This window comes from Lysinibacillus sp. 10T31 (assembly GCF_056394365.1).
The window spans coordinates 35,738-55,669 of record NZ_JBFTHS010000012.1 but is presented as its reverse complement, the minus strand read 5'-3'; the positions used below and the strand labels follow the sequence as shown (position 1 = coordinate 55,669).

Sequence of the window (19,932 nt, the reverse complement as noted above, 5' to 3'; positions counted from 1 at the left end):
TGTCCCCCCATAACTATTTATTGAAATAGTTTTCAAATTCACTTCTACAACTTCTAGTAGTTTCAATAACATTGTAAAATGGCCCATACTTTATCAAAGGCTTTATTTCTACAGTCTTGCTCGCGAATCCAGAAATATAGTCTTCCACTGTCGCCCCACATATAACCGAGATCATCTTCAGAATCAAGCTGTAATAGTAGTTGCCAATCTTTTACGTTAGGTTCTAGCTCCTTGCGCAAAGGGTGCTCGTAGCCTGAGGAATCGCCACAATACAAACCGTTCGTCACTAACTCGCATTGTAAGTACATATCCCCTTGAATCGTATTAGGATATCCGTCAATGCGATGTGCCGTAATGTCTGTTTCATCTCTCCATAAGAAGTCATCATAAGCATCTGCCTGTTCTTCTGTTAAAAGGGCTGTTAATTTTTGACCATCAGGCGATTCCCATGACGGCAGTGTCCATTCGTTTTTAAAGGAAAGTACCGCGCTATTAATAGACTCCTTTAAAGTTGTGGGTTGTTCCGTTCTTTGAAAATTCGCTTGCGTGAAGTAGAAAACATGAAAGCCATCTTCATCATTTGGATCATAACCCCATGGCTGTTCCACAGCATCATAGAAAAAGGATAATAGCCCCTCTGTAGGAAGTAAATGATTCGAATCAAAAGGCTTTATCTCCGCTAAATTTAGCTGGCAAAGAAAATAGAGCGGTTGCCCACTCTTTGTTTGTGGCCATACAAAATCTGTAGGTGTATCAGGTGCTCCTCCAATTTTAGAGTGACCCATTCGAATTTCTGCATCCGCAGTTGGTGTCGCTATAGCGCGAATCGAATTTTTAGCGAATTGTAATATTTGATCCGCGGCTTCTTCAAGTTCAAAATCATGTAATATTGTACGTAATTTTTCCATATTCGTAGCTCCTCTCTCTATTATCATTCACGCTCTCTTAATGCATCTTCTAAATCCAACTCAATATTGTATTCTTGCAATATATCCATAGCCGTTTCAGCAATACTATCTCTTGCGACCGTTTCAAGTTCATTATCGTGCTCATCGAATTCCTCTTCTAAATCAGTAAAGACCAGTCATGATTATTTCGCTTGAATATCTTCTAAGGCTTTAGTTCCTTACGCTAAATTTTGTAGAGTTAAAGTAAGAAACACAAACAATTTCAGCTTCGTAACACAATATTGTCATCCCTTTAGAAAGAGTAATACCTTTTTTAACAGCCCTAGCTTGTCTATTAATTTTTTGCTAAAATCATTGTTCCTGCGGTTATTCATCGCAAAAGGGCGTCCAAAAATGGCTTCTTTTGAATTATTGCTGCCAGTTAAGCAAAAAGGCTGAGAGCGATGGGTGATTCGGATTACAGCGTTTGGCTGATGTTATTTCCAACCTTTCCTCGTCAGCATCATCCGTTACCGAAATAAATGCAAAAATACTTTCATCAAGAACGCCCTCTTGTTTTAATTCATACATTGTATTGCTCATTGCCTCATGAATTTCCACTTTATGTGTTGCAAATTGCTCACCAGCATTTAATGGTCTATCTAATAGCTCACGGCTCACTTTTTGTAACAAGTCTGTATCATCTTCATGCAAAAATTCATCTTTCAAAAAGCGATAGTTTTCTGGGTTGTCCTCATAACTTTCTCCGATTTGAAGAAGTGATTTTTCCGTTCCCATTGTTAAATAGAGGCTACCACAATCACCGTCTGTCACTAGCACAACTGCATATATCTGTTCGTCCTCTAGCGTCTCATACATAGCTGTGTAGGCTTCATGTACGGCTAATTTGATTTTCTGTTTCATCTATACACCACTCTTTATCGACTCGTATTGTCAAAAATATATAAATCATCATTGAAGTTTAAGCGTCTGAGCAAAAAAGCTTGCCAACCTCTTATATTTTGGTATTGGATGAAGTTACGACACTACATATACCAATGAAAAAGACATGACAAGCCTTGTACCTCTAATTACCTTCCGCACTAACTAGTGTAGTAGCTCTCGTACATTTTCTCCAGATCCATATGGTCAACTCCCCCATATTTCACCAATGTAACCTAGATTTAATCAAAGTCGGAATACAGAATGTATTGCTGACATTCTAAGCATTGAAATAGATAACCTTGATGCGAGCCATTATTACGCAAAGTAGCGGCTAGCTCTTCTTTGGTATGACCATTAAAATGTTCAAACTCCTCCGTAATGCCCATCTCCACGAGCTCTTGCCAGCCAACATAGCCAATAAATGCGCAATAATCCGTGCAATGAGCTATCCAATCATTTCCTTGCCAACTAATATATCCGGGTGTGCGATGCAACACTTCATCTGTATAGTCATCATTCTTCACAAGCTCGGAATTTAATAAATCCTGCTGAAATTGTCCATCAAATTTTTGCGCAGCCAGCCCACTATGAATACAGTTTGGACAAAGATATTCCACCTCGTCAATCGCATATATGCCTTTTGTACAATAAATGTTCACTTCTTGCTCACAGCAGTCGCAAACAACTAATTCACCCGTTTTAAAAATATTCGCTTGTATTGGATTCGGCATATATTTAAATGTTGGTAATGGTATTTTCATCTCTGCCTCCTCCTGAATGACACGTGGCAATAATGACTTTACATTTTGTGGATTGTCAATCCAATATTTAATCGCACCGTATTTTCTCTGATCTTTTTTATTGCGTAAATCCATGACGGATGTAAAAATTTTGTATGCCTCGTCATACATTTGTAACATGCAGAAAATTTCGACGAGCATGCGCAAATTTACCTCTGTTGGCTCCGCTTTTTGAACTTGCTCCCTTAGCTTATGCATGGCGTTAATTGCTTTGGCATTCTTTGCGTCAAACGTCTTTCTTTGCTCTTGCCATTGCGCAATAAGATTTACTGTCATTTCTTATCCACCTCCCTACATACGATATAATGATTTAGAAAATCTCCCCTTCACCACTCACATCAAAAAAACCGACTCCATGCTTTTTTGCAAGCTCCTTCATCGTACTATATGCTTCATCCGCTACAGACCAGGCAAAAGCTGTGTAAATCATGGCATAACCAATACTATAATCAGTCAAACGACTCTCTAACTCGTCCTCTTCATCCTCATCCAATAATTCCTCATCCACCAGATTCATATTGGGGAATTGTTCCACTATATCCTGATACCATTTTTGTAATGCTGGTGTTGTAACTGTTATTGTTGCGTAGTCATGTGGTTCAGCCCATTTTGTTTGTTCATCATACCATTGCAAAAATGTTTCTTTATTGTTTGGAGCTTGCTCTTTATCAAAGACCATTAAATCATAACTCATTGTTTTCACCCTCCAAAAAAAGAATATATGTTCTATTTTTTATTCTATCATACTAGCATTTTTTTGAAAACATAGAAAAAAATCGAGATAAAAACACTGCATTTCGAGCTAGAAATGCAGTGGAAAACGAGTCGTAAACAAAACAGAATTGAAAGAATATACCTACTACGTTTGTTCTACTCATGTAGTCAAACATAGAGGGAATGCACACGGCACATTATGAGTATAGAGGACATCACAGAAGTTGTATTACGAGCCATTCAAGCGCAAATAGCACTTGTCGATGATATGACCACTTTCATCAAGGAAATTAATAAACAGCCTATCGTTCAGATTAAATCGAAACAATTAGAACAAGTATACAAGACTAAACAACAAGAGTTAGAAAAAGTAACAGCCGTCACAGATAATCTGTATTTGGATTGGAAATATGAAGATATTACAAAAGCTGAATACTTACGTATAAAAGCAAAATTTGACAACTTAGTATGCTTGAGCAAACCAAACTGTATGCTTCGCTTCATTTCCACAGCAAATACAAGTAGTTTTCGTAGTTGGTGGGTTAAATGGAATGTTACGAGAAGTATATTTTGTCTCTTCTTTCACTTTTTCCTCGCAGGCATCAGCTCCACACCATCCAGCAAGAACCCAACCAGGAATAGATCCGCTGTCCTTGGAAATGTTAATATGCTGCTGTAAATCTTTCAGTGTATCGATATTTGTATGGGCGTTTTCATCACGGAATTTACGTGCTTTATCGAATAAACGACTTTGCATTGTTGTCAGTTCTTCTTCAATTGCTACAACAATGTCGTTCAGGTCAATGGATTGCTTGTCATCTTCATCTCGTGCTTTTAACAATGCCTGGTTTTTCTCTAAGTCACGTGGACCCAATTCAACTCGAACTGGTACTCCTTTCAATTCCCATTCATTAAATTTGAAGCCAGGTGATTGGTCCGAATCATCTAGACGTACTCGAATTCCTTTCTTCTTAAGGATTGCGAAGATGTCATCTAGTTTTTCCATAATTTCAGGATTCTTTTTCCATGGACCAACAGGTATTAAGACAACTTGAGTTGGTGCAATTCTTGGTGGTAAAATAAGCCCTTGTTCATCACCATGAACCATAATTACCGAACCTATTAAACGTGTGGAAGTTCCCCATGATGTTGTGTGTACATATTCATGCTGATTTGCTTTATTTAAATATTTTATATCAAAGGCTTCAGCGAACTTTGTCCCTAAATAGTGAGAGGTACCAGCTTGTACGGCCTTTCCATTTTTCATCATTGCTTCAATAGAAAATGTATCAACTGCTCCTGCAAAACGTTCAGAAGGTGTTTTTTGTCCATCATAGACAGGAATGGCAAGTAAGCCCTCTACTACCTCCTTATAGACAGCTAACATTTGCATCGTTTCTTGACGTGCATCTTCTTCATCAATATGTGCAGTATGGCCCTCCTGCCACAAAAATTCAGATGTTCGAATGAACGGAAGTGTTTTTTTCTCCCAACGAAAAACATTTGCCCATTGATTAATTAAGACCGGTAAATCACGGTAACTTTTAATCCAATTCGAATAGAGATGGCCGATCATCGTTTCAGAAGTTGGACGAAGTGCTAAACGTTCTTCTAATTTCTCGCCGGCTGCCTCCGTTACCCAAGGAAGCTCAGGTGAGAAACCTTCGATATGATCTTTTTCTTTTTGGAAGAAAGATTCAGGAATTAACATAGGGAAATAAGCGTTACGATGGCCTGTCTGTTTAAAACGACGGTCCATCTCTTCTTGAATGTGTTCCCAAATTTCATAGCCGTCTGGTTTAAATGCGATACAGCCACGAACTGGTGTATAATCCATTAAATCTGCCTTTTGGATCGTCTCGATGTACCATTTTGAAAAATCGTTTTGTTGTGTTGTCATTTTTTATCCTCCATTTCTGTAACTTTACCTACTGAAAAAATAAAAAGCACAAAGCTGTCCTACAAATAAGGACGTCTTTGTGCCGACTAAACGTGGTACCACCTTGAATTTAGTTTTAAGAAAATCTTAAAACCCTCTAACGTTTTGTAACGAAAACGACTCGGTTATGTTTGCATAACATCTCCGTGGTAGGTTTCAGATAAGAAGCGGTGATATAGCTCTCAGCAATTGCTATATTCTCTGTTTCACTATTCTTACTTACTTGGCCACATCAACAATTTATATTTTATATAACTTTAGCAAAACAGTTAAATAATTTCAAATATTAAATTCTTTTAGCAGGTGTCCAAACATCTGTACCTTTCGCTACGTCGCACTGCGCTTTCGCGCAATAAACATCTTCTACTGACTCTTCGCTCTCGTGCAAAAAACATTTTTTGGCCTAAATCCTCCGGAGAATGTCACGGAATTATGCCGGGGTATAATTGATTAACGCGATTATTTTTCGGGAAATATCAGAAAATTGACTTTACTTATCGTAACCAAGTTTGCTTTTAACTAGCAAAAATTCATAAATATTTCTGAGCAATTGAAACATCCCGCGCCCCTGACGTTCTACCCTGGCTACTGAAAATTAAATCTAAATAAAAAAAGTTCAACCAGAAAGTTCTGGCTGAACTATATAATACGAACGAAGTCCCCATTTGACTGACGAAGGTTATTAAGTATCACCTAAGTATTCTGCAAAATGTAAAAATCCAAATTTCCTCACAAGATAGTTTCTTAATTCGCCCTGAGTAGCTTTTTCTACTGGAGGATTTGTCAGGGCGTATGCTTTAGCATTTAATTCAGCAAATCTATCTTTATCTACTTCATTATGTTCTTTATCTTCAATAATTCCTGAAGAAATTGCGGCTTTTGGATATCCCATAAAAAAAATATGTGTTCTTAATGCCATACTTGGTGTTGAATGCAATAAAATAATTACAACCAACGAAGAAACAATAATTATTACTTTTTTCTTCAAGGCACCGCTCCCCCCAATTGACGTTAATAATCTATAAAAATTTTAGCACATTTTTTCCGTTTATTGTAAAAAAAGTTCACTTAAATGTTGCTTTAAAATAAGTAAAAAATTCCTTTTAACTTTTATTTATCAACTATCAGCAAATGCAAACTCCATTTCGAAAAAAATTGATCATTTTAATATGCCTTATTCTACAAACGCGCCCGATTGCTAAATATCGTTATTTAAAAGTAAGCACCCGTAAGTGGAACAATTATAAACTCTCTGGCAAGTGATATTTATACATCTCTAATGCATTCGTATGTTCTTTTAATACAGCGACTACTTTAGGATGAGGCTTATTATAGATAACTGGATAGTTCATTTCATCAAGTTCTTCATTTATAAGGAGAGCTAATTTTTCCTCTTCAATTGAAAATTGAGCATCGATACCCTTTTTATTTCCACGAGCATCTACCCTAATCCATTTATTAAGTGATTTAAAGAAGATAGCATTTAAAGCATGAATACAATACCCTTTTTCAGGGGAATCAAACAACATCAATCTTTGATAACAAAAACCTGTTGGTATTCTCTGTGAACGCAATAAAGACGCTAATAAGTGCGTTTTTGCATAGCAAATTCCCTCTTTAAAGTCTAATACTTCCGAAGAATTACAAGTAACTCGTTTCGATTGAATGTCCCAAGAATGAAATATTTCATCACGAACAAATTCAAAAGCTGCTTTAGCTTTTTCAATTTCCGTTTGAAATGGATTGAAAAGCTCATCGACTTTCGTTTTAATTATTGGATTAGAATAATTAACTTCATTTAGTTCGAGTAAATAATCCTCTAAATTTTTTGACTCACAAATCATATTCATTATCGACACTCCTTACAAATTTGTATAATAATATGTATTTGAGTATTATTATACATCAATGAATTATGAAATTGATATGTTCACTATTAAACTAAATTGCAACGTTAGCTCAAAAAAAAGCTCCCTTTGACTTCGGTAACTTAATCTTAAACTCATACTCCTGCATCTGTTTGTTCTATATAGGCGGCGTTTCCGTTGTTCTGTTAGATTTATTGGCGAAACAAAAAATTGTAATAGGTTCGAAGGATTGTGCACCTAAGGGAGATTAGATTGGCTATGTGAACTGGGTTTGTTATAAAGAAACCGTAAACACTTAGAGGATCTTGTCCTAAACTAAAGACAAAATCCTCCATTTTATCTACGTGTAACTATCTACTATCAGTTTCTTAAAGTCCTCTACGGATAACGGCTTACTGAAATAATAGCCCTGTACGTACTCGCAGCCATGTTCGCGTAGCACGTTTAATTCTGCCTCTTCCTCGACACCTTCAGCTACTACTTGCAGATTTAAAGCATGCGCTAGAGAGATCATAGCTGAAATCATAGCAATGCCTGATTTTTCAGGCACAATATTACGAACGAATGCACGATCAATTTTCAAAACATCTACTGGGAAAGTCTTTAAGTAATTTAACGAAGAATAACCAGTTCCGAAATCATCTAATGAAATTGTAATACCAAGTGCTCTTAATTGCTTAATTGTATTAATTAAGTCCTCCGTATAATCCAGCATACTCATTTCTGTTATTTCGATTTCTAAAAATTGCGGATCAATTTTTGTTTCTGCAATAACTTCATGGACCATTTCGACAAAGCCTGTTGTACTAATATGAATCGGAGAAATGTTCACGGCAACACGTAAGTTTAAATTATGTACTTCATTCCAAGTGCGTGCCTGGGCAGATGCTTTTCTTAACACCCATACCCCTATATCATTAATGAGCCCACATTGCTCAGCAAACGGAATAAAGCTATCAGGAGGCATATGACCTAGTTCATGATCATGCCAACGAAGCAATGCTTCCATGCCAATCATTGTATTTGTTTTTAAATTGATTTTTGGCTGATAATGTAACTCTAAAATATCATTTTTTAACGCTTGATGTAATTTTGTTTCAAGTAATAACCATTTATCGTTGACTTCCTCCATATTTGGACGATATAAGCGATACTGATTACCACGTGAAGATTTCGCAGCATACATAGCGATATCTGCATTTTTCAATAATTCCTCAACAGAGTTTGCATGATCTGGGAAAATACTAATTCCAATACTAATACTTGCGTAAAACTCATACGTATCCACAATAAAACTCTCATTAAATACGCTAATTATTTCCTCGGCCTTCTCTTCAATTCCGTCAACATCGTTAAGTATAATAACAAATTCGTCACTGTTGTGGCGGTAAATAGAATTGGATGTATAATCAACGTTGCGTAAACGATTCGCCATTTCCACTAAGAACATATCCCCGATAATATGACCAAGTCCATCGTTAATGTTTTTAAAACGATTTACATCAATGAAAAATAACGCAAATTTTTCTCCTGTACGTCGAGATTGATGGAATTCATTTTCTAAACGTTGTTCTAACTTACGACGATTTGGTAGCCCTGTTAATTCATCGTGATAAGCAATATGAGTTATCTTTTTTATATCCTTTTGTGCGGTAATATCGACCCTTATAGCTATATATTGATACGGTTTACCATTGTCATCAAGAAAAGGAAAAATCGTTGTCTTCACCCAGTAAAGACTGCCATCCTTCGCGCGATTACACACCTCGCCATTCCACATTTCACCATTTCCTATAGTTTTCCACATTTCTCTAAAGAAAGATCTTGGATGGAAACCTGAATTGAGTAAACGGTGATCCTGCCCTAATAATTCTTCACGAGTATATTTAGATATTTTGCAAAAATGATCATTAACAAACGTAATTTTCCCAGTTCGATCTGTAATGGCTACAATAATTGAACTATTCATTGCTGAAAAAATATCTTGTAATTCTTTCAGACTATAGTTAACTTGATTGATATTACTAGGCGTGATATTCATCTTTTTCATTCTCCGTTCATTAGAAGGGTTTGGTACTTTTGTTTTATATTGATGTGAGGTATAAAGTTATGGGATATCGCCCTTTTTTATGTAATTATATTATAGTCTTAGAAAAGAGGTTAATTCAACCTAAATATCTAAAACATTCAAATCTACATTTGATGGTTAACAATAAAACAGACACAAAAAACAAGGTCTTTTAACATACTAACAACGCTTGTATTTAAATATTTTAATTACCTTAGTGCTATTCATATTTTATATTTAGCCTATTTATCTTTAGAACATATGAATTTTCTGTAATTTTACGATACTTGAATAATTACTTCATTTATGATATAAAGCAAAAAGCCTTACTGTCACATATAGGCAGTAAGGCTTTTTATAAGCTAAGAGACTTCATATTCTATTTGACCTCCCAATGTTTTGGCTCGTTCATTGTAAGCATCTAATTGCTCTTGTGATAAGTTTAAAACATAGTAGTGAAAATTTATTGGCTCTAAACCATGTTTCTCACATACTTGTCGATAAAAATCATAGCCTTCTCGATAATCTGCCATCCTAATAACTTCCTTTCATTTGTGCAGCTTCGTTATAATATTCTAATTGCTCTTAAAATAATTGATTTAAACATCTTGTTCTATAACAGAATTTTATTTTTGTTAATAATATATAACAGTTAGTTTACTATGTCAATAAAGTTTTCTGATATTTCTTTCAAATATACGAATGCCCAGTCCATCTAAATTAGTATGGCTGGGCTTTTCATAAAATATTCACGTCGGCGTCCGTCTTAACCACATCCTTTAATTATAAACCTGTTAAATTCCTAATTGCTTTGCTTGCATATTATAAGCTGACAGTTGTTGCTGTGATAACTGTAGCAAATAATAGCGGAATGAAATTGGCTCAAGAGCATAGCGCTCACACATCTCACAATAAAATTCATAACCATCACGATACTTTGACATTAGAATTCCTCCTTGAATTAAACTGTTTTATAACAGTTATTATTATTTTTATTTAATATATAACAGATGGTTTATTTCGTCAAGCTTTACAATAAAATAATCTTGAAAACTTAAAAGTAAAGTAAACTTATACAAAAGTATAAAATGTCTTTATATTTACTTAGAATACTTTGATTTAACAAGAGCAAGAATGCAGAAAGAACCTGACAAAATTCATGATTCCATCAGGTTCTTTCTGCATTTTATGATATTCAATCAAAACAATAGCTCGTCAATTTCGAATATTAAAGACTTTTGGGAAGTAACTCTACCTTTACATTTAGATTTATATCTATTGGATGCTCTTCCTCTTCTACAAGGTAAGATATGACGTAAGATCCTTTTGGAAATCCTTTAAATACCTTTTCAAAACTTTCGTTACTTTTTAAAACACCATTTACAACTTTTGTTTCTTTATCTACATTTCGAATTTTGTATAAAAAGCTTTTTGTACCAGTATTTGATACGGATATTTTAAATGGAACATCTCCTTCATAAGAAAAATATGATTTACTTTCACCAATGGGAGAGGTTACCGCTTCATCAATCTCAATAGGGTGATTAGTTCCTATTGATTCATCGTCTTTCTCCTTATGTGTGATATCTACGACAACAGGTTTATCATCATTCTCCTTATGAGTGCTCTCCAAAACAACAGGCTCATTTTTCACAGCCTCTGACGCTGCATTTTTAGAGGGTACTTCTGTTTTAGATGAAAATGTATTACACCCTGATAAGAGTATAATAGAAATGCATATACTAGCTAACTTATAAATTCTCATAATTTCTCCTAACAAAAAATAGTAAATAACGATAATTATAACATAAAACGCGAAAAAGAAGGAAAGGCTTTTTGTCCTTTCCTTCTTACTATGTGGCTATATCTCGACCTCATTATGCTGATTGCGAGAAATTAAACGTTCACCATAAATTTTTCAATAATCGAAAGATCATTTTAGGGATAAACATTAAAATGTTCCAAATTATTTCTGATGCAATTGAATTGTTAATGTCTCTAATAATTTCTTTAATATAATGTCGCGCTTTTCTTTTCTTCATTCTTTGTACTATCTCTCCAGGAAGTTCATTAGTTCTTATCTTTGCTTAATTGTAGGAATAAAGATTGATTAAAATGGATTCTTCTCAACAGATTAACTTGCAGTTTGCAATAAACTCTTCAGCAAGTTTTATAAAATTATTTTCTGGTATAATATTTATGCCAGAATTCCATAATTCATTTGGTACATTTAAATCGACTTCGAAGGCCGGGTACTCTCTTTTAATTCTTTCGAAATCCATTATTTCATCACAAGGGCAATGTTTTTTTATTTTTAAAAAATAGGAAACACTCTTGGCGAAACTAATGGACTTACAATTTTAAGGCAATCAATATTTTCACTTAAAATTAATGCTGTTTGCAGCGTTCTTCTGGTAGGGCTAATAAATATAACATCATTGTTAGTCAAAGGAAATTCATTTCTTAATAGTTTTACTTGCTTAACCCCTTTAGCTGTTAAGGAAGGGTCTTTTACTTGTAAACTACTTGGTAAATCCATTGTGTGTTCTCCTTGACCGTGACGAATAAATATTAATTCCACTAAATCATCAATTTTCATTATTATTATTTGATATTCAACTTTATTTTAAAATGTCAAATCGATTTTACAAACTACATCAATGCTTTGATTTCTTTGATTTGTCCAATATGTCGTTGTTCATGAAAATAAATTTGCTCTACCCATTGATCGAGGGATAATTCACCAATGGCAGGATGCTTCACGGATTTTTCAGCTAATATTGATGGATCTTCAATTGTATTAAGGAAAGTTATTAATTTATTTCTTGAATCGTCTAACAACTCAATGATTTGCTGAACCGTAAAAAAGTTTTCTGCTGGTTCAACAATTTTTGGCGCCAGAATTTTCTTCGTTCTATCTACAATAAGTTGCACATTTTTACGTTCCGTTTGCTTATGATCTGCTTGTTTTAATCCCCATGCAATCGCTTTTACTGAAGACTCCTCCACTAAAACTAAGTGATGGCAGATTTGAGCTATACTCCAACTGTTAGCATCAGGCTTTGTATTCAATTGCGTATCGTTTAATAATTTAATCTCCTCAACTAAGTTATTTCTTGTTTCGCAAAGATGATCGTTAATTAATTGATTCATAAGCTACTCCCCTTACCAAACGATTTTTGATTCCTATTCTGTATATGTTCTATACACTGTAAAGTATTCTTTAGACGAAGTGGTTTTCCTTTAATATTTTGAAAATTATCTTGCTCGAACAATATTGAACGGATTATTTTCGAGTACATGTTGTAGTTCTTCATCTTCAATATGAGTGTAGATTTGCGTCGTTGCAACACTTGAATGCCCAAGTATATGCTGAAGACTTCGGATATCCGCCCCAGATTTATACATCATTGTTGCAGATGTATGTCGTAATTTATGTGGCGTCAGTCGATCTTTTTGAAGTCCTGATTGCTGATTAATTTGTTTAACGATTTTTGCAACAGTTTGACGAGTAAAGCGTGTTCCTTTTTGTGAGACGAAAAGAGGCTCTTCTCCCTCGCCTTTATAAACTGTCTTTCCGCTATTTTCATAGTCAGCAAGTGCCTGGATGCAACTATCATTCAAATAAACGGTCCGCTCTTTATTCCCTTTACCAACAACCGTTAAGTAGCGACCTTGGATAGATGTCTTATTTAGCTGACAAAGCTCTGTCACACGAATCCCTAAATTTAAGAAAAACATCATCATACAATAATTCCTCGGTGAAGCACGATTTGGCTGGATACCATCGATAAATTGCGTGGCTTCCTCGATGTTCATATAGATAGGTCTTTTCCGACCAATTTTTGGCGTTTCTAATTCATCTGCCGGATTTTCCTCTAGAAGACGTCGTTTCCCTTTTAGATATTTAAAAAATGATTTTAACGTTGCTACTTTACGTGCTCTCGCAGAAGCTGAATTCCCACGCTGCACCTCGCAATATTCCATAAATAAATATAGATCCTCTAGTGTCATTTCTCGAATATCTTCTATTGAAATAGTTGAAATATCTATTTTCGTTAATTCTGATATATCATGATCATTCTGAATTGCTATGTAGAAACGGAAGAATAATGTCAAATCATATTCATATTCTTTTCTTGTGCGATGAGACTTTCCTTTAATCGTCGTTAGATAGACAAGAAAATCTCTCATTATTTTAGGAAGTTTTGTCTTTTCCATAAAATCACCTCTATTTTCTCTATTTTACCACGAAAAAACGTTCCCAAATATAAATTTGGGAACTTAATGGTGAAAAAAGTGTCATTCTTTTATTAATGGAACGAATGTTCTATTTATAGACGACAAAAAAGATGATTCTCTTTTAGCAAGAAAATCACCTTTTATAAAAGTTTTTTTGAAAGTTTCAATATTTAGGTATAAAACACGAAAAAAATGAATATTTAAATCTAGTGAGTTAAATGCTCTGAGACGATTCGAAAAACGAAAAGATGGGTAACTATACGTGTCGATTCTTCTCACAATGAGCATGGGATTATTTGGTTTTTTGTCGATTCCGGTATAAATATGCCCAGGTGAGATTCGCTTACTTTACAAAAATACTATACGTCCCATCTACTTGTTTCGCTAGAGACCAGTTTGTTGATAGCATATGTTGAAGCTTAGCGATAGCTTCCTCATCACAAGTTAAATGCTGGATTCCTGTTTCTAATAATTGATAATCCTTACCTTCTTCTAATTGGAAACGAAGATACAGTAAACGTTGAATGCCTGGCAAAGTTACATATTTGATACGGTAGTTACCATGCAGAGCGTTCAAAAATAATTGTTCCCCTTCTTGATAAAGTGCCATTGTTTCGGAAAATTCATAGTTTGGTACTTTTTCCTGCCAAACTGATACATCCCCTGTTTGCAATGTGTGTACAATCTCCTCATCAGTAAAATCTAATTTTGAAAGCTTGTCTAACTCATAAGCTTGCATTAAATTAATGATTGTCATTTTATTAGCTCCTTTTATATGTATTTATCTTCATTCCTCTAAAAGTGATGAGATGAATGAAGATATGGTTCCATTTCAATTGGTACCCATTATCTACAATTACGCCAAGGCGAAATTGATTCTTACTAAGTGTAACACGTTTTCTCTACTACTTAAATTCGGAGGGCGATCCATATGATGAAGTTCTATGAATCTGGTATGTTTTTTGATGAGATGTTCGAAGGCAATCAACCGAAGCCTCATTATCGGTCTTTCCATCATAAGCTCAATGCTTTCACTAAGGAACAATTAAAGGAAAAATATCAGCAAGCACAATCAACATTCCTTAAACAAGGCATAACATTTACCGTATATGGTGCACAAGGTGGAACAGAGCGGACAATGCCCTTTGATTTTATACCTATTATTATTCCATATGAACAGTGGGAAGTAATTGAAGCTGGTATGAAGCAGCGTGTAAAAGCTTTAAATTGTTTTTTACATGATGTCTACCATGAACAGTCTATTATTGAGGATGGGGTTATTCCGAAACAGCTCGTTGAAAACAATCCGTATTATTATAAAGAAATGCTTGGTGTAAAAGTACCTATCGATAATCATATTTTTTTAGCAGGCATAGACTTGATTCGTGATGAAAATGGTGTTTATTACGTGTTAGAAGATAATTTACGCAATCCTTCAGGGATATCCTATGTTTTTCAAAATCGATCTGTTATGAAGGAAGTGTATCCTGAATTTTTCTCTAAACATACGATCCAGTCGCTCGACAAACAAATGGCCTTTATGAAGAAGGCACTTCTTGCTCATCGGCCACCTTGTATGAACCCAGATAGAGAACCTAAAGCTGTTCTGTTAACAGCAGGCATGTATAATTCGGCCTATTACGATCATGTTTTTTTAGCACAGCAGCTCAATATTCAGCTTGTTGAAGGGCGTGATTTAGTTGTCCGAGATAACAAAGTCTATATGAAAACAATCTACGGTTTAGAGCAAATTGATATTATTTATCGTCGAATTGATGATGATTTCTTAGATCCTGTTGTTTTTCGTGAGGATTCTTTACTTGGAGTTCCTCATATAATGGCTGCTTATAAGGCTGGAAATATTGCTATTTTAAATGCTGTTGGTAATGGTGTTGCTGATGATAAAGCGATGTATGCCTATGTACCGGATATGATTCGCTACTATTTGAAAGAGGAACCTATTTTACGTAATGTCGAGACCTATCATCTAGCTGATGATAGACAGCGAGCTTGGGTTCTTAAGCATATGAGAGAGCTTGTCATAAAAAATGTTAGTGCCTCTGGTGGCTATGATATGCTAATTGGTCCGCATGCGAGCGATGAAGAAATGGCTATTTTTAAAGAAAAGATTTTGGAAAATCCGTATCAATACATTGCACAACCAACTATTAGTCTGTCTAGAGCACCAGCTTTCCAGGATGGGAGATTCTATCCTTGTCATGTCGATTTGCGTGTTTATGTAATGAAGGGCGAGGATATTTATGTGCTTCCTGGAGGTTTATCGCGTGTAGCATTAAAAGAAGGATCTTTAGTTGTGAATTCTTCCCAAGGCGGAGGAGCAAAAGATACATGGATATTAAAGGAGGAATTGCAGTATGCTAAGTCGAGTAGCCGATGCACTATACTGGATGGCACGATATAGTGAACGATCACAAACGAATGCACATATATTACAAGTACAGCTGTTGAATATGTTGGAGCAATCTGGCAAAGAAAATGAATACATCGATCATTGGGAAGCGGTGTTGAATATTTGTGCCTCGAAGGAAGAATACTTGTCCTTTTATGAGTCGATTCGAGTTAATCCACTTATCGAATATCTACTCTTTTCTAATAATAACTGCAATGCCCTCCATGCTACTTTACGTGCGGTACGAGAAAACGCTCGTATAACTCGAGATAGCATACCCATTGAACTTTGGGAATTGCAAAATGCCTTTTATCTATCATTACAGCAAGAAATGATGGAACGTGAAAGACCAATTCCACTAATCGTTCTTAACTCCTTTTTACAAAATGTACGAAAGACTTCTTTGACGGTAACAGGGCTTATCGAAGGCTCGATGGATCGAGATTTACCCTTTTATTTCATGCAAGTTGGGAAATGGTTAGAACGTGTAGAAAAGACGATTCGTATGGCTTTAATTATACTGGAGCAACATAAGGAAATAGCCATCTCTTTAATAGAAGCGGACGGTTCGTTTTTACTCGATTTATCGGAGGCGACGGAATCTTTTTTGCGCAAGCATCGCCAAACCAATTTACTTTGTGTGATTCAATATTTATTACAGGATAATCATTTCCCACGTTCAGTGATGTTTTGCTTAGAAAAATTAGAAGAAGCATTTACTTGTTTAGAAAACGATCCTCTTTCAGCAAGATTTTTAGAGCTTCATACCCCATTAAAGAGTTTATTATTTGCTGTGATGAATGTAGATTTATGGAATAGTACCATTGAGGAAACTATTTTGTTAATGGAGGAAAGATTGTGTCAATGTATTGAATTTGGCAATACATTTGCAACAATTTATCATTTATATGAACCCAGCGTACAACCTTGAAAGGAATCAACCACAGCTCCCTTTCAACAAGCAAGTCAGTAATCCAAAGGAAGCGGACACAATGAAATTTGAAATTCAACATACTAATATTTTTCAATATGAGTCTGAAGTCGACCAAAGCCTAAATACAATCCGCTTAAAGCCAAGGGGCGATGAGCGTCAGCGCTTATTATCCTATCGAATTACCATTACACCTTCATCTTTAACGCGTGAGCATACAGATATATGGGGCAATACGGTTGGCACTTTTTATATACCTGAGCAGCACCAAGAGCTAGAAATTCAGACGACCTCTATTGTCAGCATTCAACGTGCACCATTTATTCATCGCATTCAATATTCACCAGAAATGCAGACCATTTTTCACTCGCAACTATTTTATGAGCATTATTTACCCTATTTAAAGTTTACACATTTTACGTATATGACAGAAAATCAGTTAGAGGAAGTTTATCATGCCATTGGTCATGCTGAAAATCCTGTACTATTTTCATTAAATTTAATGCAATATATATACTCGACTTTTGAATACGTTCCTGGTGCGACCGATGTTACGACAACTGCAAGTGAAGCCTTCTCCCTTAAGCGAGGGGTTTGTCAGGATTTCACCCATGTCATGCTTGCAGTGCTAAGAGCTAAAGGAATTCCTGCACGCTATGTGAGCGGTTATTTATACGTCGATGAAAACTCTGCCTTGATCGGTGATATTGCAACCCACGCATGGGTAGAAGTCATGATACCAGGAATCGGTTGGATTGGTCTAGATCCAACTAATAATGTAGAAGTATTAGAAAATCACATTATTTTATGCATCGGTCGTGATTATTCCGATATAAGCCCAGTTGAAGGTGTTTATTCAGGTGGTAAGCATGATTTATCAGTTAAAGTGAGTGTTAAAGCATTGAGTCATTTGTAACAAAAACGTGTAATGTTTTAAATTAAACCCCCTGATTTTTCTACGCTAGGAAGAAGAATCAGGGGGGTTATTAAATATATGACTCTTCAAGCAAATTTAAAGAAATTTATGTAATAGCACACTATACACCTCTTTTATTTCCCCAAACAAGGGCATGCAACTGTGGCAGTACTTTGACATCTCTTAATTCCTCATCCTTAATCACTCTATCAATTAGCGCATGATATTTATCTAATAAATGTAGTATTAATCGTGAATTGTCAGTCGTCATGAGATCATCATTACCGACTTGGAGATAAAAAGGAATCATTGGATATCGTTGGTGAATTTGTTTAGCATAATCGTAATCCCCTTGAATAAAAACGACTATTTTGATGGATATATGTTGATTACTGTTTCGATTTTTAAGTTTTTCGAAGATATCAGAGAGGATCAAATAGTCTGTGGTCATTCCAGAACTAGGTGGCTTTGGTGAGATAGTCAGTTCATCAATCTCATACATCCATTTTTGCCACCTACTTCCCTGTGTTTCCACTCCGACCTTTATGTCATTTTCTTTTAAAATTGCAATGAGCTCTCCCAAATTTTGATGGAGTGCAGGATTGCCGCCTGAAATCGTGACAAATGAAAAGCCACTGCCTCCAAGACGTTTCAACTCAGTCCAAATTTCTTCTGCTGTCATTTGGACAATAAGATGCTTTCCGCTGCCATCCCACGTAAACGATGAATCACACCAAGAACAGGAATAATCGCAGCCGGCAGTTCTCACAAACATTGTCTTCTGGCCAACTACCATTCCCTCACCTTGAATCGTCGGTCCAAAAATCTCGATAACAGGTACCTTACTCAACTTCCATCCACTCCCGTCTCGCTTCTGCATAGCTTGTCGGAGTTTCATATAACCTGATAAACTCTACACGCACACCGTTATATTCTTGTTCATCAAGCAAGGCAGCAGCCATCTTTTCGTAAATCCAAACAACAATGTTCTCTGCCGTCGTATTCATAGGTGGAAGCGTTTCATTTAAATAACGGTGATCCAAATGAATTTCTATTTTTTGTTTCCAAATGCCTTTAATATCGCCAAAATCAAACATCAATCCGCGTTCATCTGTGTATCCACTCAGTCCTAATACTACGCGATACGTATGACCGTGCAGGTTTTTACATTTCCCTTCATAATTATGTAAATGATGAGCAGCATCGAAGGTAAATTCTTTGCTTACGAGTACACGCTTTGCATGATAGTTCAATTGATTTCTTTGAATATCCTCATCTATTTTTTGGAGTTTATCGACGATTTTAAAATCTGACATGCTTTAAGACTCCTTCCTGTAACTCATATACTCATCTAGCCCTTTTTTTCGCAGTTTACATGCTGGGCATTCCCCACAGCCATCTGCTATTACACCGTTATAGCAAGTCATCGTTCTTTCCCGAACAAATTCAAGTGCCCCAAATTGATCAGCAAGCTCCCATGTCTGTGCCTTATTTAGCCACATCAATGGTGTATCAATCACAAAGGAATCATCCATCGATAAATTTAACGTTACATTTAAGGATTTAATAAAAACATCTCGGCAATCTGGATATCCGCTAAAATCCGTTTCACAAACGCCAGTTACAATATGCTTAGCTCCTACTTGGCTCGCTAAAACTCCCGCAAATGAAAAAAAGAGAAGATTTCGGCCAGGTACAAAAGTCGATGGAAGCTCACCATTATCTCCGTCTTCTACCTTTATGTCTTGTCGTGTCAACGCATTCGGAGCAAGCTGATTCAGGAGTGACATATCAAGAATGTGATGCTTAACACCGAGCTCACCTGCTATCTCCTTCGCACATTCAATTTCAAGACGATGCCTTTGACCATAATCAAAAGTTACTGCCTCAACCTCTTCAAAACGTTCTTTTGCCCAGAACAAACAGGTTGTACTGTCCTGACCTCCACTAAATACAACAATTGCTTTTTCCTGCTTCATCTATAAAAACTCCCTTATATCGAAAAAACAGCACTCTAAGAAAAAGCGCTACTTTCTTCTTAGTTTTTAAACGAATATTGTGTACCTTGGTTACCCAATAATATTAAATCCTTCAACCTTCTTCACGGCTTTGGCCAAACATAAAAAAACCTCCTTGCAAAATGTTTCCCAACACTTTTCAAGAGAGGCATTACCAATCATTCTATTAAAACATAAGTAAAAACATAAAAAAA

22 protein-coding genes and 1 other annotated feature are annotated in these 19,932 nt (G+C 35.6%); of the genes, 3 read left to right on the top strand and 19 right to left on the bottom strand.

Features of this window, described 5'->3' with window-relative positions:
• Positions 1-62: 62 nt before the first annotated feature.
• The 16 genes from AC1DCY_RS09085 to AC1DCY_RS09010 form a co-directional block, all read right to left on the bottom strand.
• A complete protein-coding gene (locus AC1DCY_RS09085; protein WP_477349376.1) occupies positions 63-908 on the bottom strand; it encodes a YwqG family protein in 846 nt (281 codons plus the stop codon).
• Between the two features lie 23 nt (positions 909-931).
• On the bottom strand, positions 932-1,084 hold the full coding sequence (locus AC1DCY_RS09080) for a DUF5713 family protein (RefSeq protein WP_477349457.1): 153 nt from the start codon (positions 1,082-1,084) through the stop codon (positions 932-934).
• Between the two features lie 232 nt (positions 1,085-1,316).
• The gene (locus tag AC1DCY_RS09075; protein WP_477349375.1) at positions 1,317-1,811 is read right to left on the bottom strand and encodes a DUF4303 domain-containing protein; all 495 of its coding nucleotides are present in this window, start codon (positions 1,809-1,811) and stop codon (positions 1,317-1,319) included.
• 260 nt (positions 1,812-2,071) lie between these two features.
• On the bottom strand, positions 2,072-2,908 hold the full coding sequence (locus AC1DCY_RS09070) for a CbrC family protein (protein WP_477349373.1): 837 nt from the start codon (positions 2,906-2,908) through the stop codon (positions 2,072-2,074).
• 34 nt (positions 2,909-2,942) lie between these two features.
• Positions 2,943-3,326 (bottom strand): hypothetical protein, encoded by a 384-nt coding sequence (locus AC1DCY_RS09065; protein ID WP_477349371.1) that lies wholly within the window; start codon positions 3,324-3,326, stop codon positions 2,943-2,945.
• Positions 3,327-3,809: 483 nt separating this feature from the next.
• The gene (gene proS / locus AC1DCY_RS09060; RefSeq protein WP_477349369.1) at positions 3,810-5,246 is read right to left on the bottom strand and encodes a proline--tRNA ligase; all 1,437 of its coding nucleotides are present in this window, start codon (positions 5,244-5,246) and stop codon (positions 3,810-3,812) included.
• A 64-nt stretch (positions 5,247-5,310) separates the two neighbouring features.
• Positions 5,311-5,530: a binding site (T-box leader), on the bottom strand.
• 437 nt (positions 5,531-5,967) lie between these two features.
• Positions 5,968-6,273, bottom strand: coding sequence for a hypothetical protein (locus tag AC1DCY_RS09055; protein WP_477349367.1), 306 nt, complete (start codon positions 6,271-6,273; stop codon positions 5,968-5,970).
• Positions 6,274-6,526: 253 nt separating this feature from the next.
• On the bottom strand, positions 6,527-7,135 hold the full coding sequence (locus AC1DCY_RS09050; protein ID WP_477349365.1) for a transglutaminase-like domain-containing protein: 609 nt from the start codon (positions 7,133-7,135) through the stop codon (positions 6,527-6,529).
• Positions 7,136-7,493: 358 nt separating this feature from the next.
• A complete protein-coding gene (locus AC1DCY_RS09045) occupies positions 7,494-9,194 on the bottom strand; it encodes a putative bifunctional diguanylate cyclase/phosphodiesterase (RefSeq protein ID WP_477349363.1) in 1,701 nt (566 codons plus the stop codon).
• A 389-nt stretch (positions 9,195-9,583) separates the two neighbouring features.
• Positions 9,584-9,754: a transcriptional regulator gene (locus AC1DCY_RS09040; protein WP_477349362.1), complete on the bottom strand. Its 171-nt coding sequence runs from the start codon at positions 9,752-9,754 to the stop codon at positions 9,584-9,586.
• A 261-nt stretch (positions 9,755-10,015) separates the two neighbouring features.
• Entirely contained in the window at positions 10,016-10,165 is a 150-nt protein-coding gene (locus AC1DCY_RS09035) for a transcriptional regulator (protein ID WP_477349360.1), read from the bottom strand.
• Between the two features lie 284 nt (positions 10,166-10,449).
• Positions 10,450-10,986: a hypothetical protein gene (locus tag AC1DCY_RS09030; RefSeq protein ID WP_477349358.1), complete on the bottom strand. Its 537-nt coding sequence runs from the start codon at positions 10,984-10,986 to the stop codon at positions 10,450-10,452.
• A gap of 549 nt (positions 10,987-11,535) precedes the next feature.
• Positions 11,536-11,820 (bottom strand): phosphoglycerate mutase family protein, encoded by a 285-nt coding sequence (locus AC1DCY_RS09025; RefSeq protein WP_477349356.1) that lies wholly within the window; start codon positions 11,818-11,820, stop codon positions 11,536-11,538.
• A 53-nt stretch (positions 11,821-11,873) separates the two neighbouring features.
• A complete protein-coding gene (locus tag AC1DCY_RS09020; RefSeq protein ID WP_477349355.1) occupies positions 11,874-12,374 on the bottom strand; it encodes a DinB family protein in 501 nt (166 codons plus the stop codon).
• Between the two features lie 105 nt (positions 12,375-12,479).
• A complete protein-coding gene (locus AC1DCY_RS09015; protein ID WP_477349353.1) occupies positions 12,480-13,442 on the bottom strand; it encodes a tyrosine recombinase XerC in 963 nt (320 codons plus the stop codon).
• Between the two features lie 364 nt (positions 13,443-13,806).
• Positions 13,807-14,220 carry a hypothetical protein gene (locus AC1DCY_RS09010; protein ID WP_477349351.1) on the bottom strand — a complete coding sequence of 138 codons (414 nt, stop codon included), beginning with the start codon at positions 14,218-14,220 and terminating at the stop codon, positions 13,807-13,809.
• Between the two features lie 174 nt (positions 14,221-14,394).
• On the opposite strand from AC1DCY_RS09010, the gene AC1DCY_RS09005 reads away from it, so the two are divergent.
• From AC1DCY_RS09005 to AC1DCY_RS08995, 3 genes are all read left to right on the top strand, one after another.
• Complete coding sequence (locus AC1DCY_RS09005; RefSeq protein WP_477349350.1) at positions 14,395-15,885, top strand: circularly permuted type 2 ATP-grasp protein; 1,491 nt, start codon at positions 14,395-14,397, stop codon at positions 15,883-15,885.
• Positions 15,839-16,804 (top strand): alpha-E domain-containing protein, encoded by a 966-nt coding sequence (locus tag AC1DCY_RS09000; protein WP_477349348.1) that lies wholly within the window; start codon positions 15,839-15,841, stop codon positions 16,802-16,804. The genes AC1DCY_RS09005 and AC1DCY_RS09000 overlap by 47 nt, the downstream gene beginning before the upstream one ends.
• Positions 16,805-16,865: 61 nt before the next feature.
• The gene (locus AC1DCY_RS08995) at positions 16,866-17,720 is read left to right on the top strand and encodes a transglutaminase family protein (protein WP_477349346.1); all 855 of its coding nucleotides are present in this window, start codon (positions 16,866-16,868) and stop codon (positions 17,718-17,720) included.
• A 121-nt stretch (positions 17,721-17,841) separates the two neighbouring features.
• Here the strand turns inward: AC1DCY_RS08995 and queE are convergent, their stop codons facing one another.
• Genes queE through queC form a run of 3 tightly spaced genes read right to left on the bottom strand, consistent with a single transcriptional unit; the run spans position 17,842 to position 19,699 of the window.
• Complete coding sequence (gene queE / locus AC1DCY_RS08990; RefSeq protein ID WP_477349345.1) at positions 17,842-18,570, bottom strand: 7-carboxy-7-deazaguanine synthase QueE; 729 nt, start codon at positions 18,568-18,570, stop codon at positions 17,842-17,844.
• Positions 18,563-19,036: a 6-carboxytetrahydropterin synthase QueD gene (gene queD, locus AC1DCY_RS08985; protein WP_477349343.1), complete on the bottom strand. Its 474-nt coding sequence runs from the start codon at positions 19,034-19,036 to the stop codon at positions 18,563-18,565. Before queD ends, queE begins: the two co-directional genes overlap by 8 nt.
• Positions 19,037-19,039: 3 nt before the next feature.
• Complete coding sequence (gene queC, locus AC1DCY_RS08980) at positions 19,040-19,699, bottom strand: 7-cyano-7-deazaguanine synthase QueC (protein WP_477349341.1); 660 nt, start codon at positions 19,697-19,699, stop codon at positions 19,040-19,042.
• Between the last annotated feature and the right edge of the window lie 233 nt (positions 19,700-19,932).